Annotated in this window: 27 protein-coding genes, 4 tRNA genes and 1 pseudogene; all 32 read right to left on the bottom strand. The window is 53.8% G+C overall.

Going from position 1 to position 25,409, the window contains the following annotated elements:
* Positions 1–20 precede the first annotated feature (20 nt).
* The 32 genes and pseudogenes from rplX to birA all read right to left on the bottom strand — a co-directional run bounded on the left by rplX (position 21) and on the right by birA (position 25,143).
* Positions 21–335, bottom strand: coding sequence for a 50S ribosomal protein L24 (rplX, locus tag AUC60_RS12445; protein ID WP_002555478.1), 315 nt, complete (start codon positions 333–335; stop codon positions 21–23).
* Between the two features lie 11 nt (positions 336–346).
* A complete protein-coding gene (gene rplN, locus AUC60_RS12440; protein WP_002555479.1) occupies positions 347–715 on the bottom strand; it encodes a 50S ribosomal protein L14 in 369 nt (122 codons plus the stop codon).
* Between the two features lie 23 nt (positions 716–738).
* Positions 739–1,005 (bottom strand): 30S ribosomal protein S17, encoded by a 267-nt coding sequence (gene rpsQ, locus AUC60_RS12435; protein WP_002555480.1) that lies wholly within the window; start codon positions 1,003–1,005, stop codon positions 739–741.
* Between the two features lie 2 nt (positions 1,006–1,007).
* Positions 1,008–1,199, bottom strand: a complete 192-nt coding sequence (gene rpmC, locus AUC60_RS12430) for a 50S ribosomal protein L29 (protein WP_002555481.1) — start codon at positions 1,197–1,199, stop codon at positions 1,008–1,010.
* Positions 1,199–1,612, bottom strand: coding sequence for a 50S ribosomal protein L16 (rplP, locus tag AUC60_RS12425; RefSeq protein WP_027898303.1), 414 nt, complete (start codon positions 1,610–1,612; stop codon positions 1,199–1,201). The genes rpmC and rplP overlap by 1 nt, the downstream gene beginning before the upstream one ends.
* A 12-nt stretch (positions 1,613–1,624) precedes the next feature.
* Positions 1,625–2,311 carry a 30S ribosomal protein S3 gene (gene rpsC, locus AUC60_RS12420; RefSeq protein WP_003176422.1) on the bottom strand — a complete coding sequence of 229 codons (687 nt, stop codon included), beginning with the start codon at positions 2,309–2,311 and terminating at the stop codon, positions 1,625–1,627.
* Positions 2,312–2,324: 13 nt separating this feature from the next.
* On the bottom strand, positions 2,325–2,657 hold the full coding sequence (gene rplV / locus AUC60_RS12415) for a 50S ribosomal protein L22 (RefSeq protein WP_002555485.1): 333 nt from the start codon (positions 2,655–2,657) through the stop codon (positions 2,325–2,327).
* 13 nt (positions 2,658–2,670) lie between these two features.
* The gene (rpsS, locus tag AUC60_RS12410; RefSeq protein WP_002555486.1) at positions 2,671–2,946 is read right to left on the bottom strand and encodes a 30S ribosomal protein S19; all 276 of its coding nucleotides are present in this window, start codon (positions 2,944–2,946) and stop codon (positions 2,671–2,673) included.
* Positions 2,947–2,962: 16 nt separating this feature from the next.
* Positions 2,963–3,787: a 50S ribosomal protein L2 gene (rplB, locus tag AUC60_RS12405; protein ID WP_003317104.1), complete on the bottom strand. Its 825-nt coding sequence runs from the start codon at positions 3,785–3,787 to the stop codon at positions 2,963–2,965.
* Between the two features lie 14 nt (positions 3,788–3,801).
* Positions 3,802–4,101 (bottom strand): 50S ribosomal protein L23, encoded by a 300-nt coding sequence (rplW, locus tag AUC60_RS12400; protein WP_002555488.1) that lies wholly within the window; start codon positions 4,099–4,101, stop codon positions 3,802–3,804.
* Positions 4,098–4,700 carry a 50S ribosomal protein L4 gene (rplD, locus tag AUC60_RS12395; RefSeq protein ID WP_020290705.1) on the bottom strand — a complete coding sequence of 201 codons (603 nt, stop codon included), beginning with the start codon at positions 4,698–4,700 and terminating at the stop codon, positions 4,098–4,100. Before rplD ends, rplW begins: the two co-directional genes overlap by 4 nt.
* A gap of 12 nt (positions 4,701–4,712) precedes the next feature.
* Positions 4,713–5,348: a 50S ribosomal protein L3 gene (gene rplC / locus AUC60_RS12390; RefSeq protein WP_027898301.1), complete on the bottom strand. Its 636-nt coding sequence runs from the start codon at positions 5,346–5,348 to the stop codon at positions 4,713–4,715.
* An 81-nt stretch (positions 5,349–5,429) separates the two neighbouring features.
* Positions 5,430–5,741 (bottom strand): 30S ribosomal protein S10, encoded by a 312-nt coding sequence (rpsJ, locus tag AUC60_RS12385; protein ID WP_003186070.1) that lies wholly within the window; start codon positions 5,739–5,741, stop codon positions 5,430–5,432.
* 139 nt (positions 5,742–5,880) lie between these two features.
* A complete protein-coding gene (tuf, locus tag AUC60_RS12380; protein WP_087267432.1) occupies positions 5,881–7,074 on the bottom strand; it encodes an elongation factor Tu in 1,194 nt (397 codons plus the stop codon).
* A 32-nt stretch (positions 7,075–7,106) separates the two neighbouring features.
* Positions 7,107–9,209 (bottom strand): elongation factor G, encoded by a 2,103-nt coding sequence (gene fusA / locus AUC60_RS12375; RefSeq protein WP_087267429.1) that lies wholly within the window; start codon positions 9,207–9,209, stop codon positions 7,107–7,109.
* Positions 9,210–9,239: 30 nt separating this feature from the next.
* Entirely contained in the window at positions 9,240–9,710 is a 471-nt protein-coding gene (rpsG, locus tag AUC60_RS12370) for a 30S ribosomal protein S7 (protein ID WP_002555493.1), read from the bottom strand.
* Positions 9,711–9,832: 122 nt separating this feature from the next.
* On the bottom strand, positions 9,833–10,204 hold the full coding sequence (gene rpsL / locus AUC60_RS12365) for a 30S ribosomal protein S12 (RefSeq protein WP_002555494.1): 372 nt from the start codon (positions 10,202–10,204) through the stop codon (positions 9,833–9,835).
* A gap of 201 nt (positions 10,205–10,405) precedes the next feature.
* Positions 10,406–14,605 (bottom strand): DNA-directed RNA polymerase subunit beta', encoded by a 4,200-nt coding sequence (gene rpoC / locus AUC60_RS12360; RefSeq protein ID WP_087267426.1) that lies wholly within the window; start codon positions 14,603–14,605, stop codon positions 10,406–10,408.
* Positions 14,606–14,668: 63 nt separating this feature from the next.
* Positions 14,669–18,741 (bottom strand): annotated as a pseudogene (gene rpoB / locus AUC60_RS12355) (DNA-directed RNA polymerase subunit beta).
* A 219-nt stretch (positions 18,742–18,960) separates the two neighbouring features.
* A complete protein-coding gene (gene rplL / locus AUC60_RS12350; RefSeq protein ID WP_087267423.1) occupies positions 18,961–19,326 on the bottom strand; it encodes a 50S ribosomal protein L7/L12 in 366 nt (121 codons plus the stop codon).
* 78 nt (positions 19,327–19,404) lie between these two features.
* Positions 19,405–19,905, bottom strand: coding sequence for a 50S ribosomal protein L10 (gene rplJ / locus AUC60_RS12345; RefSeq protein ID WP_027898295.1), 501 nt, complete (start codon positions 19,903–19,905; stop codon positions 19,405–19,407).
* Positions 19,906–20,099: 194 nt separating this feature from the next.
* Entirely contained in the window at positions 20,100–20,795 is a 696-nt protein-coding gene (gene rplA, locus AUC60_RS12340) for a 50S ribosomal protein L1 (RefSeq protein ID WP_032626524.1), read from the bottom strand.
* A complete protein-coding gene (gene rplK, locus AUC60_RS12335) occupies positions 20,795–21,226 on the bottom strand; it encodes a 50S ribosomal protein L11 (RefSeq protein WP_020290713.1) in 432 nt (143 codons plus the stop codon). Before rplK ends, rplA begins: the two co-directional genes overlap by 1 nt.
* Positions 21,227–21,344: 118 nt before the next feature.
* On the bottom strand, positions 21,345–21,878 hold the full coding sequence (gene nusG, locus AUC60_RS12330) for a transcription termination/antitermination protein NusG (protein WP_020290714.1): 534 nt from the start codon (positions 21,876–21,878) through the stop codon (positions 21,345–21,347).
* A gap of 9 nt (positions 21,879–21,887) precedes the next feature.
* On the bottom strand, positions 21,888–22,256 hold the full coding sequence (gene secE / locus AUC60_RS12325; RefSeq protein WP_087267420.1) for a preprotein translocase subunit SecE: 369 nt from the start codon (positions 22,254–22,256) through the stop codon (positions 21,888–21,890).
* Positions 22,257–22,302: 46 nt separating this feature from the next.
* Positions 22,303–22,378 (bottom strand) — tRNA-Trp (locus AUC60_RS12320).
* 187 nt (positions 22,379–22,565) lie between these two features.
* Positions 22,566–22,641: transfer RNA gene (locus AUC60_RS12315), tRNA-Thr, on the bottom strand.
* A 25-nt stretch (positions 22,642–22,666) separates the two neighbouring features.
* Positions 22,667–22,740: transfer RNA gene (locus AUC60_RS12310), tRNA-Gly, on the bottom strand.
* Between the two features lie 25 nt (positions 22,741–22,765).
* Positions 22,766–22,850, bottom strand: a tRNA-Tyr gene (locus AUC60_RS12305).
* A gap of 143 nt (positions 22,851–22,993) precedes the next feature.
* The gene (locus AUC60_RS12300) at positions 22,994–23,431 is read right to left on the bottom strand and encodes a hypothetical protein (RefSeq protein WP_087267417.1); all 438 of its coding nucleotides are present in this window, start codon (positions 23,429–23,431) and stop codon (positions 22,994–22,996) included.
* Between the two features lie 7 nt (positions 23,432–23,438).
* Positions 23,439–24,188 carry a pantothenate kinase gene (locus AUC60_RS12295; protein WP_087267414.1) on the bottom strand — a complete coding sequence of 250 codons (750 nt, stop codon included), beginning with the start codon at positions 24,186–24,188 and terminating at the stop codon, positions 23,439–23,441.
* The gene (gene birA / locus AUC60_RS12290) at positions 24,178–25,143 is read right to left on the bottom strand and encodes a bifunctional biotin--[acetyl-CoA-carboxylase] ligase/biotin operon repressor BirA (protein ID WP_087267411.1); all 966 of its coding nucleotides are present in this window, start codon (positions 25,141–25,143) and stop codon (positions 24,178–24,180) included. The genes AUC60_RS12295 and birA overlap by 11 nt, the downstream gene beginning before the upstream one ends.
* Between the last annotated feature and the right edge of the window lie 266 nt (positions 25,144–25,409).

The following is a 25,409-nucleotide window of genomic DNA, read 5'->3' as shown; positions in this document are numbered from 1 at the left end:
GGTCTTCTACCTAGCAGTGTTCAAGCATCAACCGCTTTTTGGGTCGACTTGAAGACACGAATTTTCTTGCCATCTTCAACTTTGAAACCAACGCGGTCAGCCTTGTTGGTTGCACCATTGAAAATAGCGACGTTAGAAGCGTGCAGTGGCGCTTCTTTCTCGACGATACCGCCCTGTACGCCCGACATCGGGTTTGGCTTGGTATGACGCTTAACCAAGTTGATCCCACCAACGACCAAACGGTCGTCAGCGAGAACCTTGAGCACCTTACCGCGCTTACCTTTGTCTTTGCCGGCGATCACGATGATCTCGTCGTCACGACGAATCTTTTGCATGTCGGATCTCCTTACAGCACTTCTGGGGCGAGCGAGACGATCTTCATGAACTTCTCAGTACGAAGTTCACGGGTCACTGGCCCAAAGATACGGGTGCCGATCGGCTCTTGCTTGTTGTTCAAAAGAACAGCAGCGTTGCCATCAAAGCGGATGATGGAGCCGTCAGCACGACGAACGCCATGGCGAGTGCGGACTACAACAGCAGTCATCACTTGGCCTTTTTTCACCTTACCGCGAGGAATTGCTTCCTTGACGGTAACTTTGATGATGTCACCGATACCAGCGTAACGACGATGGGAGCCACCCAGCACCTTGATGCACATAACGCGGCGTGCGCCGCTGTTATCGGCCACATCGAGCATGGATTGAGTCTGAATCATATAATTTCTCCGACCCCTAGTCCTTAGACTTCCACAGCGCGTTCGAGAATATCAACCAGTGCCCAAGACTTGGTCTTGGCTACAGGACGAGTTTCACGAATCGTGACTTTGTCGCCGATGTGGCATTGATTGGTTTCGTCGTGCGCGTGCAGCTTAGTCGAACGCTTAACGTATTTACCGTAGATCGGGTGCTTAACGCGACGCTCGATCAGAACGGTGATGGTCTTGTCCATCTTGTCGCTGACAACACGGCCAGTCAGCGTACGGACGGTTTTTTCGGCTTCAGCCATGATTACTTACCTGCCTGCTGGTTGAGCACAGTCTTCACGCGAGCGATGTCACGCTTAACTTGCGAGAGCAGGTGAGACTGCCCCAACTGGCCAGTTGCTTTCTGCATACGCAGATTGAACTGGTCGCGCAGCAGGCCGAGCAGTTGCTCGTTCAGCTGCTGTGCTGATTTTTCACGAAGTTCATTCGCTTTCATCACATCACCGTCCGTTTAACAAAGGAGGTGGCGAGCGGCAGCTTTGCAGCAGCCAGGGCGAAAGCCTCACGCGCCAGCTCTTCAGAAACACCCTCGATTTCATACAGGACTTTGCCTGGCTGAATCTGGGCAACCCAGTACTCCACGTTACCCTTACCTTTACCCATACGAACTTCGAGGGGCTTTTTGGTTACAGGCTTGTCCGGGAATACACGGATCCAGATTTTACCGCCACGCTTAACGTGACGGGTCAGTGCACGACGCGCTGACTCAATCTGACGAGCAGTGAGACGACCACGAGCAACAGACTTCAGCGCATATTCGCCGAAGCTGACTTTGCTACCGCGCAATGCCAGGCCACGGTTGTGACCAGTCATCTGCTTGCGGAACTTCGTACGCTTTGGTTGCAACATTTGGCGTACCCCTTACTTAGCAGCTTTTTTACGAGGCGCAGGTGCTTGTGGTTTCAGTTCTTCTTGGCGACCACCAATTACTTCGCCTTTGAAGATCCAAACCTTTACACCGATCACACCGTAAGTGGTGTGAGCTTCGTAGTTGGCATAGTCGATGTCGGCACGCAGGGTGTGCAAAGGCACACGACCTTCGCGATACCATTCAGTACGTGCGATTTCAGCACCGCCGAGACGACCGCTCACTTGGATTTTGATGCCTTTGGCACCAATGCGCATGGCGTTCTGTACAGCGCGCTTCATAGCGCGACGGAACATAACGCGACGCTCCAGCTGCTGAGCTACGCTCTGCGCAACCAACATACCGTCGAGCTCCGGCTTGCGGATTTCTTCGATATTGATGTGCACAGGCACACCCATTTGTTTGGTCAGGTCCTGACGCAGCTTCTCAACATCTTCACCTTTCTTCCCGATAACGATACCAGGACGAGCGGTGTGAATGGTGATGCGTGCTGTCTGAGCCGGACGATGGATATCGATACGGCTTACGGACGCGCTTTTTAGTTTGTCTTGGAGATACTCACGCACTTTCAGATCAGCGAACAAGTAGTCCGCATAAGTCCGACCGTCTGCGTACCAGACGGAGGTGTGCTCCTTGACGATTCCCAGGCGAATGCCAATGGGATGTACTTTCTGACCCATCTCTTCGACTCCGTTACTTGTCAGCAACCTTGACAGTGATATGGCAAGACCGCTTGACGATGCGATCAGCACGGCCTTTGGCACGTGGCATGATGCGCTTCAGCGAACGCCCTTCGTTGACGAAAACGGTGGAGACCTTGAGGTCATCAACGTCTGCGCCTTCGTTATGCTCGGCGTTGGCTACAGCCGACTCCAGCACTTTCTTCAGGATCTCGGCAGCTTTCTTACTACTGAAAGCCAACAGGTTGAGCGCTTCGCCCACCTTCTTCCCGCGGATCTGGTCGGCGACCAAGCGGGCTTTCTGGGCGGAGATTCGAGCGCCCGACAACTTAGCGGCTACTTCCATCGTTCCTTACCCCTTAACGCTTGGCTTTCTTGTCTGCCACGTGCCCACGATAAGTGCGGGTACCGGCAAACTCGCCTAGTTTATGGCCGACCATGTCTTCGTTCACGAGAACTGGAACATGCTGACGACCGTTATGCACAGCAATGGTCAAACCGACCATTTGTGGCAGGATCATCGAACGACGCGACCAGGTTTTCACCGGTTTGCGATCATTCTTTTCCGCCGCCACTTCGATCTTCTTCAGTAGGTGAAGATCAATAAAAGGACCTTTTTTCAGAGAACGTGGCACTGTCGTATCCCTCTATTTACTTGCGACGACGGACGATCATTTTGTCGGTACGCTTATTACCACGAGTCTTCGCGCCCTTAGTCGGGAAGCCCCACGGCGATACCGGATGACGACCACCAGAGGTACGACCTTCACCACCACCATGTGGGTGATCAACCGGGTTCATGGCAACACCACGAACGGTTGGGCGAACGCCACGCCAGCGCTTAGCACCAGCTTTACCCAAGGAACGCAGGCTATGCTCGGAGTTCGAGACTTCGCCCAACGTTGCACGGCACTCGGAAAGCACTTTGCGCATTTCACCGGAACGCAGACGCAGGGTCACGTAGACACCTTCACGAGCGATCAGCTGAGCCGAAGCACCAGCGGAACGAGCGATCTGTGCACCTTTGCCCGGCTTCAATTCGATACCGTGAACGGTGCTACCAACTGGAATGTTGCGCAGTTGAAGAGCGTTACCCGGCTTGATTGGAGCCAAAGCGCCCGCAATCAGCTGATCGCCAGCACTCACGCCTTTAGGGGCGATGATGTAGCGACGCTCGCCGTCTGCGTAGAGCAGCAATGCGATGTGAGCAGTACGGTTTGGATCGTATTCGATACGCTCGACAGTGGCAGCGATGCCATCTTTGTCGTTGCGACGGAAGTCGACCAGACGATAATGCTGCTTATGACCACCACCGATATGACGGGTAGTAATACGGCCATTGTTGTTACGACCACCAGACTTCGATTTTTTCTCGAGCAGCGGTGCGTGAGGAGCGCCTTTATGCAGCTCCTGGTTGACCACCTTGACCACAAAACGGCGGCCAGGGGAAGTCGGTTTGCATTTAACGATTGCCATGATGCACCCCTTCCTTACTCAGCACTGCTGCTGAAATCGAGATCTTGGCCTGGTTGAAGGGAGATAACTGCCTTCTTCCAGTCATTACGCTTGCCCAGACCGCGAGCAGTGCGCTTGCTCTTACCCAGAACATTCAGGGTAGTAACACGCTCTACTTTCACGCTGAACAGGCTTTCGACGGCCTTCTTGATTTCCAGCTTGGTTGCGTCAGTAGCAACCTTGAAAACGAACTGACCTTTTTTGTCTGCAAGAACCGTAGCCTTTTCGGAAACGTGCGGGCCAAGCAGAACTTTAAATACGCGTTCCTGGTTCATCCCAGCAGCTCCTCGAATTTCTTCACGGCCGACACAGTGATCAACACTTTGTCGTATGCGATCAGACTAACTGGATCGGAACCTTGTACATCACGCACATCAACGTGCGGCAGGTTGCGAGCAGCCAGGTACAGATTCTGGTCAACAGCGTCAGACACGATCAGGACGTCAGTCAGGCCCATGCCAGTCAGCTTGTTCAGCAGATCTTTGGTTTTCGGTGCTTCAACAGCGAAGTCCTGAACCACGACCAGACGATCAGTGCGAACCAGTTCAGCAAGGATGGAGCGCAAAGCTGCGCGATACATCTTCTTGTTGAGCTTCTGAGAGTGATCCTGAGGACGTGCTGCGAAAGTGGTACCACCGCCGCGCCAGATCGGGCTACGAATAGTACCGGCACGAGCACGGCCAGTACCCTTCTGACGCCATGGGCGCTTACCGCCACCACGAACATCGGAACGGGTCTTTTGCTGCTTGGTGCCCTGACGACCGCCAGCCATGTAGGCTACGACTGCCTGGTGTACCAGTGTCTCGTTGAACTCGCCGCCAAATGTCAGTTCGGAAACTTCGATTGCTTGAGCGTCATTTACATTTAATTGCATGTCAGCTTCCCCTTAACCGCGAGCCTTGGCTGCTGGACGTACAACCAGGTTGCCGCCAGTAGCGCCAGGAACAGCGCCCTTGACCAACAACAGATTGCGTTCAGCGTCCACGCGCACTACTTCCAGGGACTGCACGGTCACGCGCTCAGCGCCCATATGACCGGACATTTTTTTGCCCTTGAATACACGACCAGGAGTCTGGCACTGGCCGATAGAGCCTGGGACGCGGTGGGATACGGAGTTACCGTGGGTGTTATCTTGCCCGCGGAAATTCCAACGCTTGATCGTACCCTGGAAGCCTTTACCCTTGGACTGACCGGTTACATCAACCAGTTGACCAGCAGCGAAGATTTCAGCGTTGATCAGGTCGCCTGCTTGGTACTCGCCTTCTTCAAGACGGAATTCCATGACGGCACGACCAGCGGCAACGTTCGCTTTAGCGAAGTGGCCAGCTTGAGCAGCTGTAACACGCGAAGCACGACGCTCGCCGACAGTGACTTGCACTGCACGATAGCCATCGGTCTCTTCAGTTTTGAACTGGGTGACGCGATTCGGCTCGATCTCAATGACCGTAACCGGAATGGAGACACCTTCTTCGGTGAAAATACGGGTCATACCGCATTTACGACCGACTACACCAATAGTCATGTTGTAAACCTCATGAGTGTACGGGGCTTTCACCCGCTATGGCCGCCCATTTCAGAGCGTTACACGACTAAGACCCAAGTCTTAGCCGAGGCTGATCTGCACTTCCACACCGGCTGCAAGATCAAGCTTCATAAGCGCGTCAACGGTTTTATCCGTCGGCTGGACAATGTCCAGAACGCGTTTATGAGTACGGATCTCGTACTGGTCGCGCGCGTCTTTGTTGACGTGCGGGGAAACCAGAACAGTGAACCGCTCTTTACGTGTCGGCAGTGGGATTGGACCACGCACCTGAGCACCAGTACGTTTCGCGGTTTCCACGATTTCCTGGGTGGATTGGTCGATCAGGCGATGGTCAAAAGCCTTCAACCTGATACGGATTTGCTGGTTTTGCATTGGATTCAGACTCCAGATTGCTGTTCCCACCGAGCGCAATACGCCCGTTAAAAGGAGGCGCAATTCTATAGACGAGGTAACGGGGTGTCAACCCAATAAAAAAGCCCCCGCAAGCGGAGGCTTTTTTTCAAATCATTGCTTACGCGATGATTTTGGCTACGACGCCAGCGCCGACGGTACGACCGCCTTCACGAATTGCGAAACGCAGACCATCTTCCATTGCGATTGGCTTGATCAGGGTAACGCTAACTTTAACGTTATCACCTGGCATAACCATCTCAACGCCTTCCGGCAGTTCGCAGCTACCAGTTACGTCGGTAGTACGGAAGTAGAACTGTGGACGGTAGCCTTTGAAGAAAGGAGTATGACGACCGCCTTCTTCTTTGCTCAGAACATAGATTTCAGCTTCGAACTGAGTGTGCGGCTTAACAGTGCCCGGCTTAACCAGAACCTGACCACGCTCAACGTCGTCACGCTTGGTGCCACGCAGCAGAACGCCACAGTTCTCACCAGCACGACCTTCGTCCAGCAGCTTGCGGAACATCTCAACACCAGTGCAAGTAGTTTTGGTGGTGTCACGCAGACCCACGATCTCTACTTCTTCCTGGATTTTGACGATACCACGCTCAACACGACCGGTAACAACAGTACCGCGACCCGAGATCGAGAATACGTCTTCGATTGGCATCAGGAACGGCTTGTCGATAGCACGAACTGGTTCTGGGATGTAGCTATCCAGAGTTTCAACCAGTTTCTTAACGGCAGTGGTGCCCATCTCGTTGTCGTCTTGGCCGTTCAGAGCCATCAGAGCAGAACCGATGATGATCGGAGTGTCGTCGCCTGGGAAGTCGTAAGTGCTCAGCAGATCGCGCACTTCCATCTCAACCAGTTCCAGCAGCTCTGCGTCGTCAACCATGTCAGCCTTGTTCAGGAAGACAACGATGTACGGAACGCCAACCTGACGGGACAACAGGATGTGCTCACGAGTCTGAGGCATCGGACCATCAGCAGCCGAACAAACCAGAATAGCGCCGTCCATCTGAGCAGCACCAGTGATCATGTTTTTTACGTAGTCAGCGTGACCCGGGCAGTCAACGTGCGCGTAGTGACGAACAGACGAATCGTACTCAACGTGAGCAGTGTTGATGGTGATACCACGAGCCTTTTCTTCTGGCGCGCTGTCGATTTTATCGAAGTCGACTTTAGCCGAACCGAAAACTTCGGAGCAAACGCGAGTCAGAGCAGCGGTCAGAGTGGTTTTACCGTGGTCAACGTGACCGATGGTGCCAACGTTGACGTGCGGTTTGTTACGTTCAAATTTTTCTTTAGCCACGACAGTGAACTCCTAGCCTAAAGGGGCTGAAATCAGCCTTGTTTTTTAACGATAGCTTCGACGACATTCGACGGAGCTTCGGAGTATTTGGAGAATTCCATAGAGTAGCTCGCGCGACCCTGGGACATGGAGCGAACGTCGGTCGCATAACCGAACATCTCACCCAACGGTACTTCGGCGCGAATCACTTTGCCAGAAACCGTATCTTCCATACCCTGGATCAGACCGCGACGACGGTTCAGGTCACCCATCACGTCGCCCATGTAGTCCTCAGGTGTAACAACTTCAACCTTCATGATCGGCTCAAGTACAACACCGCCACCTTTGGTAGCAAGTTGCTTGGTCGCCATGGAGGCTGCCACCTTAAACGCCATCTCGTTGGAGTCGACGTCGTGGTAAGAACCATCGAAAACGGTAGCCTTCAGGCCGATCAGCGGATAGCCGGCAACAACACCGTTCTTCATCTGCTCTTCGATACCCTTCTGGATAGCAGGGATGTATTCCTTAGGAACAACACCGCCCACTACTTCGTTTACGAATTGCAGACCTTCCTGACCTTCGTCAGCAGGAGCAAAACGGATCCAGCAATGGCCGAACTGACCACGACCGCCGGACTGACGAACGAACTTGCCTTCGATCTCACAGGCCTTCGTGATTTTCTCACGATAGGAAACCTGTGGTTTACCGATGTTGGCTTCAACGTTGAACTCACGGCGCATCCGGTCAACCAGGATGTCCAAGTGCAACTCGCCCATACCAGAGATGATCGTTTGACCAGTCTCTTCATCAGTTTTTACGCGGAAAGACGGGTCTTCCTGAGCAAGCTTGCCCAAAGCGATACCCATTTTTTCCTGGTCATCCTTGGTTTTAGGCTCAACGGCAACCGAAATAACCGGCTCCGGGAAGTCCATACGAACCAGAATGATTGGCTTGTCAGCCGAGCAGAGGGTATCACCAGTGGTGACGTCCTTCATGCCGATCAGAGCCGCGATGTCACCAGCGCGAACTTCTTTGATCTCTTCACGTGTGTTCGCGTGCATTTGCACCATACGACCAACACGCTCTTTCTTGCCTTTAACCGAGTTGATAACGCCGTCACCGGAGCTCAACACGCCCGAGTAAACACGAGCAAAGGTCAAAGTACCCACGAACGGGTCGGTAGCGATCTTGAACGCCAGAGCCGAGAAAGGCTCGTTGTCGTCTGCATGACGCTCCATTTCAACAGTCTCATCATCCGGGTCGGAACCCTTGATGGCAGGAATGTCTACAGGTGCAGGCAGATACTTGATCACTGCGTCGAGAACCAGGGGAACGCCCTTGTTCTTGAAGGAAGAACCGCAAACCGCCAGAACGATTTCGCCAGCGATAGTACGCTGACGCAAAGCGCCTTCGATTTCCTCGGTGGTGAGTTCTTCACCTTCGAGGTATTTGTTCATCAGCTCTTCGTTGGCCTCGGCAGCAGCCTCAACCATGTTGCTGCGCCATTCTTCAGCCAGCTCTTGCAGCTCAGCCGGGATAGCTTCGCGACGAGGAGCCATGCCCTTGTCGGCGTCGTCCCAGTAAACCGCTTCCATGGTCATCAGATCAATCTGACCCTGGAAGTTGTCTTCAGAGCCGATGGCCAACTGGATTGGCACCGGAGTGTGACCCAGACGCTGCTTGATCTGACCGATCACGCGCAGGAAGTTCGCACCAGCACGGTCCATCTTGTTCACATAAACAAGACGTGGAACGCCGTATTTGTTGGCTTGACGCCATACGGTTTCCGACTGAGGTTCAACACCTGAAGTGCCGCAGAACACAACGACCGCACCATCGAGTACGCGCAGGGAGCGCTCTACTTCAATAGTGAAGTCAACGTGACCCGGAGTATCGATGATGTTGAAGCGATGCTTTTCGAACTGCTTGACGGAGCCAGCCCAGAATGCAGTTGTAGCAGCGGAAGTAATGGTAATACCCCGCTCCTGCTCTTGCACCATCCAGTCCATGGTCGCGGCGCCATCATGCACCTCGCCCATTTTGTGGTTTACGCCAGTGTAAAAAAGGACGCGCTCGGTGGTTGTGGTTTTACCAGCATCCACGTGAGCAACGATACCGATGTTACGGTAGCGGTTAATCGGAGTAGTACGAGCCATAAAGCCCTCGCAAAATTAGTGACGCTAAAATTAGAAGCGGTAGTGCGAGAAAGCTTTGTTAGCTTCAGCCATACGGTGCACGTCTTCACGCTTCTTAACTGCAGCACCTTTACCTTCAGCGGCGTCCAACAGTTCGCCAGCCAAACGCAGAGCCATAGACTTCTCACCGCGCTTGCGCGCGAAGTCTACCAGCCAGCGCATTGCCAATGCATTACGACGGGACGGACGAACTTCGACCGGAACCTGGTAAGTAGCACCGCCTACACGGCGCGACTTCACTTCGACCAGCGGAGCGATGGCGTCGAGAGCTTTCTCGAAGATTTCCAGGGGATCGCTGTTCTTACGCTCTTTAACCTTTTCCAGCGCGCCATAAACGATACGCTCGGCAACGGCTTTTTTGCCGCTTTCCATCACGTGGTTCATGAACTTGGCCAGAATTTGGCTTCCGTATTTTGGATCGTCAAGCACTTCGCGCTTGGCTGCTACGCGTCTTCTTGGCATGGATAAGCCCTCAAACGGTCTTCAGGTAGCCCGGGACCACCACTCACTTGGGAGCGCGCCCGACCTTACTCTTATCGACTCAGAAAAATAGAAATCTGCAATTTGTCACAGGAAGCCAAATACTACTTAGGCTTCTTGGTACCGTACTTCGAACGACCCTGGTTACGACCTTTAACGCCGGAAGTATCCAAAGAACCGCGAACGGTGTGATAACGAACACCTGGCAAGTCTTTTACACGACCGCCACGAATCAGTACCACGCTGTGCTCTTGCAGGTTGTGACCTTCACCACCGATGTACGAGGAAACCTCGAAACCGTTGGTCAGGCGCACACGGCATACTTTACGCAATGCCGAGTTAGGTTTTTTCGGCGTGGTGGTATACACACGAGTGCATACGCCACGACGTTGCGGGCAGTTCTGCAGCGCAGGTACGTCGGATTTCTCGACGATACGCTTGCGCGGCTGACGTACCAGCTGGTTGATAGTTGCCATCTACTAGCTCCACTGTTGTCTTGCGACGCTATTGTCTTGCAAGAAAAGCAAAATGGCAGGACGCGAGTCCCGCCAAATTTAGGGGTACAAGAGTCTAAAGAGGATCCTGCCCCCAGTCAAGACAAAGCCCCGACGTCCTTTCTCGTCAAGCGACAGAATTTATCTGCCGCTTGGTTAGATAGGAGGCCGAGGCCTTACTCTTTAATTACCGCTTGAGTTCAACGCTTCAGTCAATGCTGCTTCGACTTCGCTAGCGCTTACTCGCAACGGCTTGTCTACATCACGACGACGCTTGCGCTCGCTGTGATAAGCCAGACCGGTACCGGCCGGAATCAAACGACCCACAACCACGTTTTCCTTCAGACCGCGCAGATAGTCGCGCTTGCCTGTTACTGCTGCTTCGGTCAGTACTCGGGTTGTCTCTTGGAAAGACGCCGCAGAGATGAACGACTCAGTGGACAACGAAGCCTTGGTGATACCAAGCAGTACACGGGTGAACTTGGAAACAAATTTCTCTTCCGCGTTCAGACGCTCGTTCTCAACCAGTACGTGAGTCAGCTCCATCTGGTCACCTTTGATGAAGGTGGAATCACCAGACTCGGAGATTTCAACTTTACGCAACATCTGACGCAGGATGGTCTCGATGTGCTTGTCGTTGATCTTCACGCCCTGCAGACGATAAACGTCCTGGATCTCGTTAACGATGTACTTGGCCAGCGCACTCACACCCAGCAGACGCAGGATATCGTGTGGATCGCTAGGACCGTCGGAGATAACTTCGCCGCGGTTAACCTGTTCGCCTTCGAAGACGTTCAGGTGGCGCCACTTCGGAATCAGCTCTTCGTACGGATCGCTACCGTCGTTCGGAGTAATAACCAGACGACGCTTACCTTTGGTTTCCTTACCGAACGCAATCGTACCGCTGACCTCTGCAAGGATCGACGCCTCTTTCGGACGACGAGCTTCGAACAAGTCAGCAACACGCGGCAGACCACCGGTGATGTCTCGAGTTTTCGAGGTTTCCTGCGGGATACGAGCGATAACATCACCGATCGCAACCTGCACACCATCCGCCACGCCGACGAGTGCGTTAGCCGGCAGGAAGTACTGAGCAGGAACGTCGGTACCTGGCAGCAGCAGATCCTTACCATCGACACCAACCATTTTCACAGCTGGGCGAATATCTTTGCCGGCTGCTGGACGGTCTTTGGCATCCAGAACTTCAATGTTGGTCATACCGGTCAATTCGTCTGTCTGACGCTTGATCGTGATGCCCTCTTCCATGCCCACGTAGGTCACGGTACCTTTCATTTCGGTAACGATTGGGTGAGTGTGCGGATCCCACTTGGCCACGATCGAACCTGCGTCGACCTTGTCGCCTTCCTTCACCGAAATCACTGCACCGTAAGGCAGCTTGTAACGCTCACGCTCACGACCGTAGTCATCAGCGATGGCCAGCTCGCCCGAACGGGACACGGCTACCAGGTGACCGTCTACTCGCTCAACGTGCTTCAGGTTATGCAGGCGAACAGTACCGCCGTTCTTCACCTGAACGCTGTCAGCAGCGGAGGTCCGGCTTGCCGCACCACCAATGTGGAACGTACGCATGGTCAGCTGGGTACCCGGCTCACCGATGGACTGGGCAGCAATTACGCCGACCGCTTCACCGATGTTTACCTGGTGACCACGAGCCAGATCACGGCCGTAGCACTTGGCGCAGATGCCGTAACGGGTTTCACAGCTGATAGGCGAACGGACGATTACTTCGTCGATACTGTTCAGCTCGATGAACTCAACCCACTTCTCGTCCACCAGCGTACCGGCAGGCACGATGACTTCGTCGGTGCCAGGCTTGAATACGTCACGGGCGATTACTCGACCCAATACGCGCTCACCCAATGGCTCAACAACGTCACCGCCTTCAATGTGCGGAGTCATCAGCAGACCGTGTTCGGTACCGCAGTCAACTTCGGTAACAACCAGATCCTGGGCGACGTCAACCAGACGACGAGTCAGATAACCGGAGTTAGCTGTTTTCAACGCGGTATCCGCAAGACCCTTACGAGCACCGTGAGTCGAGATGAAGTACTGAAGTACGCTCAGACCTTCACGGAAGTTTGCAGTGATCGGCGTCTCAATGATCGAGCCGTCCGGCTTGGCCATCAGACCACGCATACCCGCCAACTGACGAATCTGTGCAGCCGAACCCCGCGCACCGGAGTCAGCCATCATGTACATCGAGTTGAAGGATTCCTGATCAACTTCGACGCCGTGACGGTCGATAACACGCTCTTTGGAGAGGTTCGACATCATCGCTTTCGAGACTTCGTCGTTCGCCTTGGACCAAAGGTCGATCACCTTGTTGTACTTCTCGCCCTGAGTTACCAGGCCCGAAGCGTACTGACTTTCGATTTCTTTAACTTCTTCGGTAGCCGCGTCGATGATGCGAGCTTTTTCATCAGGGATAACGAAGTCGTTAACACCAATGGAAACACCCGAAATAGTCGAGTAAGCAAAACCGGTGTACATCAACTGGTCAGCGAAGATAACGGTCTCTTTCAAACCAACCACGCGGTAGCACTGGTTGATCAGTTTGGAGATTGCCTTTTTCTTCATTGGCTGGTTGACGACGTCATAAGACAGGCCGGCCGGAACCACCTGGAACAACAGCGCACGGCCGACAGTGGTGTCGACGATACGGGTGTTCTTGACGCTGCCACCGTCACGATCATTGATCGTCTCGTGGATGCGAACTTTAACCTTGGCATGCAGCGCGGCTTCGCCAGCGCGGAATACACGGTCAACTTCCTGCAGATCCGCGAACACACGACCTTCGCCTTTGGCGTTGATCGCTTCACGAGTCATGTAGTACAGACCCAATACAACGTCCTGCGAAGGAACGATGATTGGCTCACCGTTGGCTGGCGACAGGATGTTGTTGGTCGACATCATCAACGCACGCGCTTCGAGCTGGGCTTCCAGCGTCAACGGTACGTGTACAGCCATCTGGTCGCCGTCGAAGTCGGCGTTGTACGCAGCACAGACCAGAGGGTGCAGCTGGATAGCTTTACCTTCGATCAGTACCGGCTCAAACGCCTGAATGCCCAGACGGTGAAGAGTTGGTGCACGGTTCAGTAGCACTGGGTGTTCGCGGATAACTTCTGCAAGAACGTCCCAAACTTCTGGCAGCTCGCGCTCAACCATTTTCTTGGCAGCTTTGATGGTCGTGGCGAGGCCACGCATTTCCAGCTTGCCGAAGATGAATGGCTTGAACAGCTCGAGAGCCATTTTTTTCGGCAGACCGCACTGGTGCAGACGCAGGGTCGGACCAACGGTAATTACCGAACGACCCGAGTAGTCAACACGCTTACCAAGCAAGTTCTGACGGAAACGACCCTGCTTACCCTTGATCATGTCAGCCAAGGATTTCAGAGGACGCTTGTTCGAGCCGGTGATGGCGCGACCGCGACGGCCGTTGTCGAGCAAGGCATCGACAGCTTCCTGCAACATACGCTTTTCGTTGCGCACAATGATGTCCGGAGCGGACAGATCAAGCAGGCGCTTCAAGCGGTTGTTACGGTTGATCACTCGACGATAAAGATCGTTGAGGTCAGAAGTCGCGAAACGACCACCGTCCAGCGGAACCAATGGACGCAGGTCTGGCGGCAGAACCGGCAGAACGGTCAGGACCATCCACTCAGGCAGGTTGCCCGAACCCTGGAATGCTTCCATCAGCTTCAGACGCTTGGACAGCTTCTTGATCTTGGTTTCGGAGTTGGTTTGCGGAATTTCTTCACGCAGACGGCCAATCTCGTGCTCCAGATCGATAGCGTGCAGGAGCTCACGAACAGCTTCAGCACCCATACGGGCGTCGAAGTCGTCACCGAACTCTTCCAAAGCTTCAAAGTACTGCTCATCGTTCAGCAGCTGACCTTTTTCAAGAGTGGTCATGCCCGGATCGATTACGACATAGCTCTCGAAATAGAGAACACGCTCGATATCGCGCAGGGTCATGTCCATCAGCAAACCGATACGGGACGGCAGCGACTTCAGGAACCAGATGTGGGCAACAGGCGATGCCAGTTCGATGTGAGCCATACGCTCACGACGGACCTTGGCCAGTGCAACTTCAACGCCGCACTTCTCGCAGATCACACCACGGTGTTTCAGGCGCTTGTACTTACCGCACAGGCACTCGTAATCCTTGACCGGACCAAAGATCTTGGCGCAGAACAAGCCGTCACGTTCAGGTTTGAACGTACGGTAGTTGATGGTTTCCGGCTTTTTAACTTCACCGAACGACCACGAACGGATCATCTCAGGCGATGCCAATCCAATACGGATGGCGTCGAACTCTTCGACTTGACCCTGGTTTTTCAGCAAATTCAGTAGGTCTTTCAAGGCCTTTCCTCCTGGCGGAGCAGAGGGCAGTCATACCGACCCACCCTCGATTCGCGTCACGTGTTATTCGGTTTCCAGATCGATATCGATGCCGAGCGAACGGATTTCTTTGATCAACACGTTGAAGGACTCGGGCATGCCCGGCTCCATACGGTGATCGCCATCCACGATGTTTTTGTACATCTTGGTACGGCCGTTCACATCGTCCGACTTCACTGTGAGCATTTCCTGCAGAGTGTAGGCCGCGCCGTATGCTTCCAGCGCCCACCCTCCATCTCCCCGAAACGCTGACCACCGAACTGAGCCTTACCACCCAGCGGCTGCTGGGTAACGAGGCTGTAAGAACCAGTGGAACGCGCATGCATCTTGTCGTCCACCAAGTGGTTCAGCTTCAGCATGTACATGTAGCCAACAGTAACCGGACGCTCAAACTTGTTGCCGGTGCGACCATCGAACAGCTGCATCTGGCCGCTCTCTGGCATATCCGCCAGTTTCAGCATTGCCTTGATTTCAACTTCTTTGGCACCGTCGAACACTGGCGTAGCCATTGGCACACCATTACGCAGGTTCTTCGCCAGATCCAGGATTTCTTTATCGCTAAAGTCTTCCAGTTTCTCTTGACGACCACCGATCTCGTTATAGATCTCGGTCAGGAACTTACGCAGTTCAGCAACTTTACGCTGCTCCTCGAGCATGCGGTTGATCTTCTCGCCCAAGCCCTTGGCCGCTAGACCCAGGTGAGTTTCGAGAATCTGACCAACGTTCATACGCGAAGGTACGCCCAACGGGTTGAGAACGATATCGACCGGCGTGCCATTGGCATCGTGCGGCATATCCTCAACAGGCATAATCACGGAGACCACACCCTTGTTACCGTGACGACCGGCCATCTTGTCGCCCGGCTGGATGCGACGACGGATTGCCAGGTAAACCTTGACGATTTTCAGAACGCCTGGAGCCAGGTCATCGCCCTGCTGCAGTTTGCGTTTCTTATCTTCGAACTTGTCATCCAGAAGACGGCGACGATCAACGATGTAAGCCTGAGCTTTCTCGAGCTGCTCATTCAGAGCATCTTCAGCCATGCGCAGTTTGAACCACTGGCCATGCTCAAGACCGTCGAGAACTTCGTCGGTGATGTCCTGGCCTTTCTTCAAGCCAGCGCCACCTTCGACCTTACGGCCAACCAGAGCGGAACGCAGGCGTTCGAAAGTAGCGCCTTCAACGATACGGAACTCTTCGTTCAAGTCCTTGCGGATCTCGTCCAGCTGAGTCTTCTCGATGGACAGTGCGCGAGCGTCACGCTCAACACCATCACGGGTGAAGACCTGAACGTCGATGACAGTACCTTTGGTACCGGTAGGTACGCGCAGGGATGTGTCTTTAACGTCGCTTGCCTTCTCACCGAAGATAGCGCGCAGCAGTTTTTCTTCTGGAGTGAGCTGGGTCTCGCCTTTAGGGGTGACCTTGCCTACCAGAATGTCGCCAGCGCCAACTTCAGCACCTACGTAAACGATACCGGCTTCGTCCAGTTTGTTCAGTGCAGCTTCACCCACGTTCGGGATGTCTGCAGTGATTTCTTCAGGCCCAAGCTTGGTGTCACGCGCCACACAGGTCAATTCCTGAATGTGGATCGTGGTGAAACGATCTTCCTGAACAACACGCTCGGACAGGCAGATGGAGTCTTCGAAGTTGAAGCCGTTCCATGCCATGAACGCGATGCGCATGTTCTGACCCAGAGCCAGCTCACCCATATCGGTGGACGGACCGTCAGCCATAATATCGCTACGCTCAACACGATCACCTTTGCTTACCAGCGGACGCTGGTTGATGCAGGTGTTCTGGTTGGAGCGGGTGTACTTGGTCAGGTTGTAGATGTCGACACCAGCTTCACCGGTTTCAACTTCGTCATCAGCAACACGAACCACGATACGGCTTGCATCAACAGAGTCGATCACGCCGCCACGACGAGCCACGACGCAAACGCCGGAGTCACGAGCCACGTTACGCTCCATGCCTGTACCTACCAGCGGCTTGTCAGCACGCAGAGTAGGAACAGCCTGACGCTGCATGTTCGAACCCATCAACGCACGGTTGGCGTCGTCGTGCTCGAGGAACGGGATCAGAGACGCCGCAACCGAAACTACCTGCTTCGGCGATACATCCATCAGCGTCACGTCTTCTGGAGCCTTGACGGTGAACTCGTTCAAGTGACGCACAGCAACCAGTTCGTCGATCAGGACCTTCTTGTCGTTCATCGCCGCAGAAGCCTGGGCGATGACGTGATCAGCTTCCTCGATAGCCGAGAGGAAAACGATTTCGTCAGTTACCAAAGCATCTTTAACAACACGGTACGGACTTTCCAGGAAGCCGTACTGGTTGGTACGCGCATAAGCAGCCAAGGAGTTGATCAGACCGATGTTCGGACCTTCCGGCGTCTCAATCGGGCACACACGACCGTAGTGAGTCGGGTGAACGTCACGAACTTCAAAGCCAGCACGCTCACGAGTCAGACCACCAGGGCCGAGTGCAGAGACGCGACGCTTGTGAGTGATCTCGGACAGCGGGTTGTTCTGGTCCATGAACTGGGAAAGCTGACTAGAACCGAAGAACTCTTTAACCGCTGCAGCAACTGGCTTGGCGTTGATCAGGTCCTGAGGCATCAGGCCTTCGCTTTCTGCCATCGACAGACGCTCTTTGACTGCACGCTCAACACGCACCAAGCCAACGCGGAACTGGTTTTCAGCCATTTCGCCAACACAACGAACACGACGGTTACCCAAGTGGTCGATGTCGTCGACGATGCCTTTACCGTTACGGATATCAACCAGCGTCTTGAGAACGGCGACGATATCTTCTTTGCACAGAACACCCGAACCTTCGATCTCGGTGCGACCGATACGACGGTTGAACTTCATCCGGCCTACAGCAGAGAGGTCATAGCGCTCCGGGCTGAAGAACAGGTTGTTGAACAGGGTCTCTGCAGCGTCCTTGGTAGGAGGCTCGCCCGGACGCATCATGCGATAGATCTCAACCAGCGCTTCCAGCTGATTGCTGGTGGAATCGATCTTCAGCGTGTCGGAAATGAATGGACCACAGTCGATATCGTTGGTGTACAACGTTTCGATGCGAACAACCTGAGCCTTGGCGATCTTCGCCAGGATTTCGGTGTTCAGCTCGGTGTTGCACTCAGCGATGATTTCGCCGGTTGCCGGATGCACGACAACTTTGGCAGTGGTGCGACCCAGGACGTAGTCCAAAGGCACTTGCAACTGCTTGATACCGGCTTTTTCCAACTGGTTGATGTGGCGAGCGGTAATACGGCGACCTTGCTCAACAATAACCTTGCCTTTGTCGTCCAGGATATCCAGAACGGCAATTTCGCCACGCAGGCGCTGAGGCACCAGTTCCAGGCTGAGGTTTTCACCTTCTACGTGGAATACGTTGGTGGTATAGAAAGCATCCAGGACCTGCTCGGTCGTGTAGCCAAGCGCGCGCAGCAGCACTGAAGCAGGCAGCTTACGGCGACGGTCGATACGGACGAATACACAGTCCTTTGGATCGAACTCGAAGTCCAGCCACGAACCACGGTAAGGAATGATGCGAGCGGAGTAGAGCAGCTTGCCGGAGCTGTGCGTCTTGCCGCGGTCGTGGTCAAAGAACACGCCCGGGGAACGGTGCAGCTGGGAAACGATAACGCGCTCGGTACCATTGATTACAAAGGTGCCGTTTTCAGTCATCAGGGGGATTTCACCCATGTAGACTTCTTGCTCTTTGATGTCCTTGATCGCTTTGTTCGACGATTCTTTGTCGAAAATGATCAAACGGACTTTTACTCGCAGAGGTACAGCGTAAGTCACACCGCGCAGCACGCACTCTTTGACATCAAATGCCGGTTCGCCCAAGCGATAACCTACATACTCCAGCGCAGCATTGCCGGAGTAGCTGATGATCGGGAAAACGGATTTGAAGGCTGCATGCAGACCGACGTCGCGGAACTGATCTTTGGTCGCTCCCGCTTGCAGGAATTCGCGATACGAATCCAGCTGGATGGCCAGGAGATAAGGCACATCCATTACGTCCGGCAACTTGCTAAAGTCCTTGCGGATACGTTTTTTCTCAGTATATGAGTAAGCCATCAGCGTTCCCCAGCTTGGTCACCTGCTTGTTTGGCTCCTCCCGACGGGAACAGCCAGAAAATCGTGCAAACCCCTTGGTTTGCGCCACCATCACCGGTGGTTTTACACGTTATGGATACCGGCCGAGCCAGTCATCTATAACGGAAAAAGGCCGGTGGCAAGAGCCACCAGCCATCAGCCTTTCGCTTAACGCTTGGGCTGGACACTCAAAGTCGATACTTACTTCAGCTCGACTTTAGCGCCTGCTTCTTCCAGCGTAGCTTTGGCTTTGTCAGCAGCGTCTTTCGCAACTGCTTCCAGAACCATTGCTGGTGCGCCGTCAACTACTGCCTTGGCTTCTTTCAAGCCCAGACCGGTCAGTTCACGTACAGCCTTGATCACGTTAACTTTCTTCTCGCCAGCTTCGGTCAGCATGACGTTGAATTCAGTTTGCTCTTCAACAACAGCGGCAGCAGCAGCTGGACCAGCAGAAGCAGCAGCGGCAGTAACACCGAACTTCTCTTCGAATGCTTTGATCAGCTCAACAACCTGCAGAACGGACATTTCGCCAACTGCGTTGAGGATATCGTCTTGAGAGATAGACATGAATCTAATTCCTGAATTGGGGGACGGCCTACGCGACCATCGAAATAAACAAAAATACGCGAAAGGAGGTACGGAGCCTTAGGCTGCAGTAGCTTCTTTTTGGTCGCGAATAGCCGCCAGAGTACGAGCCAACTTGCTGGTAGCGCCTTGAATCACGCTCATCAGCTGGGAAATTGCTTCGTCACGGGTCGGCAAGGTTGCCAGTACGTCGATCTGATTAGCTGCGAGGAACTTGCCCTCGAACGCAGCTGCCTTGATCTCGAACTTATCCTGACCCTTGGCAAACTCTTTGAACAAACGGGCAGCAGCGCCAGGATGCTCGTTAGAGAATGCAATCAGGGTCGGGCCGGTGAACGCGTCGTTGAGAACACTGAAATCAGTCCCTTCAACAGCGCGCTTTAGCAGCGTGTTACGTACTACGCGTACGTAAACACCAGCTTCACGAGCCTCTTTACGGAGTCCGGTCATTGCGCCTACTGTCACGCCACGGGCATCAGCCACGACAGCAGACAGAGCGACTTTGGCAGCCTCGTTGACTTCAGCGACGATGGCCTTCTTGTCTTCGAGTTTAATTGCCACGGGTTTAACTCCTGCTTGTTACCGTTTCATCTGACCTAAGCCGGATGTCGTTTTGGTGTCTGATTCGGTAAGGAACCGGGAGCACCATCTGCGTAGGCTTGTATTTTAAGACTTGCGCCGCCTACGGTCTTGGATAGCCCCCGCCAGGCAGGGACCCCAATTTTTTATTGGTGCGACGAGCGCACCAATTTGTCTTACGCGTCCAGGGAACCCTGGTCGATCACCAGGCCTGGGCCCATAGTGGTGCTCAAGGTTACGCGCTTAACATAGATACCTTTCGAGGAAGCTGGCTTGATACGCTTCAAATCAGCGATCAGAGCTTCAACGTTTTCTTTCAGCTTGACAGCGTCGAAACCGACTTTGCCAACTGAAGTGTGGATGATGCCGTTCTTGTCGGTGCGATAACGAACCTGACCAGCCTTGGCATTCTTGACGGCGTTAGCAACGTCAGGAGTAACAGTGCCGACCTTAGGGTTAGGCATCAGGCCGCGAGGACCGAGGATCTGACCCAACTGACCAACAACACGCATCGCGTCCGGAGAGGCGATAACCACGTCATAGTTCAGGTCGCCGCCCTTCATTTCGGCAGCCAGGTCGTCCATACCAACGCGATCAGCGCCGGCAGCCAGAGCAGCTTCAGCAGCAGGACCCTGGGTGAACACAGCAACGCGAACGGTTTTACCAGTGCCGTGCGGCAGCACAGTAGCGCTACGAACAACCTGGTCAGATTTACGCGGGTCAACACCGAGGTTTACAGCAACGTCTACAGACTCGCTGAACTTGACGGTCGACAGCTCGGCCAGCAAGGTAGCTGCGTCGGTGAAGCTGTAAGATTTGCCCGGCTCGATTTTAGCCGCGATAGCTTTTTGGCGCTTAGTCAGCTTAGCCATTACACACCCTCCACGTTAAGGCCCATGCTACGAGCGGAACCGGCGATGGTACGCACGGCCGCTTCCATGTCAGCAGCAGTCAGATCCGCATTTTTTGCTTTAGCGATATCTTCCAGCTGTGCACGAGTCACGGTGCCAACTTTAACGGTGTTCGGACGTGCCGAACCGCTAGTCAGACCAGCAGCTTTCTTCAGCAGAACCGAAGCAGGGGTGCTCTTTGTTTCGAAAGTGAAGCTACGGTCGCTATAGACAGTGATGATCACTGGAGTCGGCAGACCTGGCTCAAGACCCTGAGTACGGGCGTTGAAGGCCTTGCAGAATTCCATGATGTTCACGCCGTGCTGACCCAGGGCCGGACCGACTGGCGGGCTTGGGTTAGCTTGAGCAGCTTTCACTTGCAGCTTGATGTAAGCGGTAATTTTCTTGGCCATGAGGCACTCCAATTACGGGTTCAAACGCCAATCAAGGCTCCCCGGTTACTTGCACGTTTATCCCAGTGACGAAAAAACCCCACAGCCTATGGCTACGGGGTATGGGATTCTCGCTCAGCTAGACCTTTTCGACCTGACTGAACTCCAGCTCCACCGGAGTAGAGCGACCGAAAATGAGCACTGCAACTTGAATGCGGCTCTTCTCGTAGTTAACTTCTTCGACAGTACCGTTAAAATCTGCAAACGGACCGTCTGTGACACGAACCACTTCACCCGGCTCAAACAGAGTCTTAGGCTTAGGCTTATCACTGCCATCAGCAACGCGACGAAGAATCGCGTCAGCTTCTTTATCTGTAATCGGTGCAGGCTTGTCAGCCGTGCCGCCAATGAAGCCCATGACACGAGGAGTATCCTTGACCAAGTGCCAAGTACCTTCATTCATGTCCATCTGGACCAGCACATAACCTGGAAAGAATTTACGCTCGCTTTTGCGCTTCTGGCCGTTACGCATTTCCACCACTTCTTCAGTGGGAACCAGAATTTCGCCGAAGCCATCTTCCATGCCAGCCAGCTTCACACGCTCGATCAACGAGCGCATTACATGCTTTTCGTAACCCGAATAAGCATGCACTACGTACCAACGCTTAGCCACGGGACACCCTTAGCCAACAATCAAGGAAACAAGCCAGCCGAGCAGGGAATCAAGACCCCACAACAGCAACGCCATAACCAGAACAACAGCCACAACAATCAACGTGGTCTGAGTGGTTTCTTGGCGAGTCGGCCAAACGACTTTGCGAATTTCAGCACGAGCTTCCTTAGCCAAAACAAAGAAAGCTTTGCCTCTAGCAGTCTGCAAACCAACAAATGCAGCAACCCCAGCCAGCACGAGCAAGACCAGGACGCGATACAAGATAGGTTGAGCTGAGTAGTATTGATTACCGACAACCCCAACCACTACCAGAGCGACCACAACCAGCCACTTGAGCAGATCGAAGCGAGATTCTTGGGCTTCAGCCTTGAGAGTCATCTACGATAATCCTGTGAAAAGAAAGCCAGATACAACCTAGTGAATCTGGCAGGTCAGGAGGGAATCGAACCCCCAACCTACGGTTTTGGAGACCGTCGCTCTGCCAATTGAGCTACTGACCTAAAAGCAAAATCAGGCCGACCAATATGCCAGCCCAACAAGAATTTTTCAACAGCATTCTGGCCCTTACCGATATACCCACCCACAAAGGAAAGATACAACACTAAAAACCAGATAACTAATCGCCTCGAAATGACAGCAAGCCGACTAGTAAAACAAAGGCAGATATTTTCATATCTGCCTTTATAATGGAGCTCTTGAGCGGATTTGAACCGCTGACCTCACCCTTACCAAGGGTGTGCTCTACCAACTGAGCTACAAGAGCAAACTCTTTGGACATACAGCAAATCTGGAGCGGGTAGCGGGAATCGAACCCGCATCATCAGCTTGGAAGGCTGAGGTTCTACCACTAAACTATACCCGCCTAACTTGCTGCACAGCCTGAAATATGGTGGAGGGAGAAGGATTCGAACCTTCGAAGTCGTAGACGTCAGATTTACAGTCTGATCCCTTTGGCCGCTCGGGAACCCCTCCTGAACGAGGCAGCATTCTCAACTCATGCCACCCTTCTGTCAACCTTTTTCTCAGTAAAAACCTGAGGTTACATGCGTTGACGATCGCCTTGCAGCCCTGAACAAACTATCAAGCACTGCGAAGCGGGCGCCATTCTATGCAAACTACCCCCCGGTTGCAATGCCTTCGCACAACATTATTTTGTTTTTTAACTCAGGGAAATCCTGCACGAGCCCAGCGATAAGACTATCTCCGACAAGCCTGCGACTGACAGGGTCTATTTTGACCCAGTACGTATTAATACCACCAAGATGCTGCGCCTGAAACTGCGCCTGAACATCGAGACTCATGAGCCTCTGCTCAACCGTTCGAGCCTCGTCCTGGCGTTCAAAACCGCCAAGATAGAGACATTTATCCTGAGACTCTAGATCTGACGCTTGATTACCCTGCGCACCGGACTCACTGAGCAAATGTATGTTCTGCTGTTCAGCCCGATGCAGAGATAACGGCAAAACTTCTTTAGCCCTCAACGGTGCCTCTTGCTGATGCCAGACATAGTAAAAGCCGTTTAGCATCAGCAATAAAAGAAATAACCACCGCATAGAAACCTCAGAGCAAAGGGCAGGCCAGTGCCAGGCCTGTAAACACCAGATCAGGAACATGTCTTGCGCTTGGCATGACGCCCTTGACGAGCTCTGCATCCCCACCAGTCACAAAGACGACAAAGTCATCCCCCAAATACTGATGAGCAAGCTCTAGCTGCGACGCAGCGAAGCCTCTCAGCATCAGGGCGCAGCCTCGCTCCACAGCCTCCGCAGTCGTGCGCCCAGGAGCGAAGCTGGAATGCGCCTCCTCCGCCGCCGCATCATCGTACCGAATACGTCGCGTATGGGTACGGAGCTGCCCACGCATAAGCGGCATACCAGGACAGATGAAGCCACCAAGATGCTCCCCATCGACACTGACAAAATCCGAGGTGACTGCCGTCCCCAGATCAAGTACGAGGCACGCCCCCCCTACACTCGCGTAAGCACCTACCAACGCCAACCATCGATCCAGACCGAGCCGCTCATAAGCCTCATAACCATTTTTGACACCCGCCAGCACCTTGGCCGACTCCGCACATTGGGTCTCAAGGCCAAACGACGCTTTAATCGCAGCAGCCAGCTTCTGAGTCTCCTCCGGACTCCGCACGCTAACCATGCGACTATGTCGAAGGAGTAATCCTGGGGTAGAAGCGACAGCGCCTATCAGCTTGTCATCCGAGTCAACCACACCACCCGATACAACTACTGGCGCCCCCTGCCGAATCACGCGCCACTTTATAAAGCTATTCCCGCAATCCAGCTCAAGTATCATCACGCAACCTCAAGCTGAGCTCTCCACCGCTGAACACTTTTTCGTCGCTCCCAACCTGCAATCGCAGCGCGCCCTGTGGATCGATACCCAAGACAACACCCTCAACCGCCTGAGTGCCCGCAAGCAAACAGACAGCACAGCCTTGCCATAAGTGATTGTTTTCCCACTCAGACCTGAACACTTCAAAGCCTGAATTCTGGTGCACCGATAAATACTCTTCGATATTGCTCGTCAATTTACCAGCCAACTCGTTACGGCTGGCGAGCGTTCCAACCTCCAGCCTTAAAGAGGTCCATAGCTGATCCACCTCTTCCGTCGCACGCATGTTCACATTGATGCCAACACCGATGACCACGTGACACACATCCGCTGGATCACCTACCAATTCCAGAAGTATTCCAGCAATCTTGCGCCGTCCTACCAGGACGTCATTCGGCCACTTTAAGCCAGCGCCTTGAACACCCATTTCCCGCAACGTCTTCAAGACCGCAAGACCTATCAGGAGACTCATCCCCTCCAACTGGCGCATTCCCCCATCAATACGGAGGGCCAGGCTGTAGTAGACGTTCTCGCCAAATGGGCTAATCCACTTGCGACCCCGCCGACCGCGACCAGCGGTTTGCCGCTCCGCCAAAACGACGAAAGGTGGGGAAGGTGAGTTTTCAGCAATCAACTTCATAGCTGCAGCATTGGTGGAACCAATTGAATCGTAGACAACAATCGGCCATGCACTCGCCTTACCGGCGGCGGCAGACACTTCACCAGCGACCAGCAGGGATATCGGACTCTCCAGCCTATAGCCCCGCCCTCTGATTTTATGAACACGGATGTTCAACTCAGACTCTAGCTGCTGAAGCTGCTTCCACACAGAAGTACGACTAACCCCGAGAGCCTGCCCCAGAGCCTGCCCAGAATGAAATTTCCCATCCTCAAGGAGCTTCAACAACGTCAGCATTTAAAGATCGCCATGCAATAAGGCTCGCATGATAGCCACGCAAGCCGACGATGCATAGAAACGACACGCGGTTAATTTCAGATTGCTGCCAGGGGGACCAAACACCAAGATCCAGCATGGCTTGGCGTGGCAATCCAAGGCCGTGAAGAGGTGCGGTAGACAGAACGCGCAGTCAGCCAGAAGATCAGCGTCGGGGCATATGATGCCCTCCCGGCTGAGGCCGGCCCTACGGTTATGCAAGAGGCGGTCTTTTTTTCGCGCATAAA

This window comes from Pseudomonas caspiana, from assembly GCF_002158995.1.
Taxonomy (GTDB): Bacteria; Pseudomonadota; Gammaproteobacteria; order Pseudomonadales; family Pseudomonadaceae; genus Aquipseudomonas; species Aquipseudomonas caspiana.
Note: the sequence above shows the minus strand (reverse complement) of the source record. Positions and strands in the feature narration are given on the sequence as shown.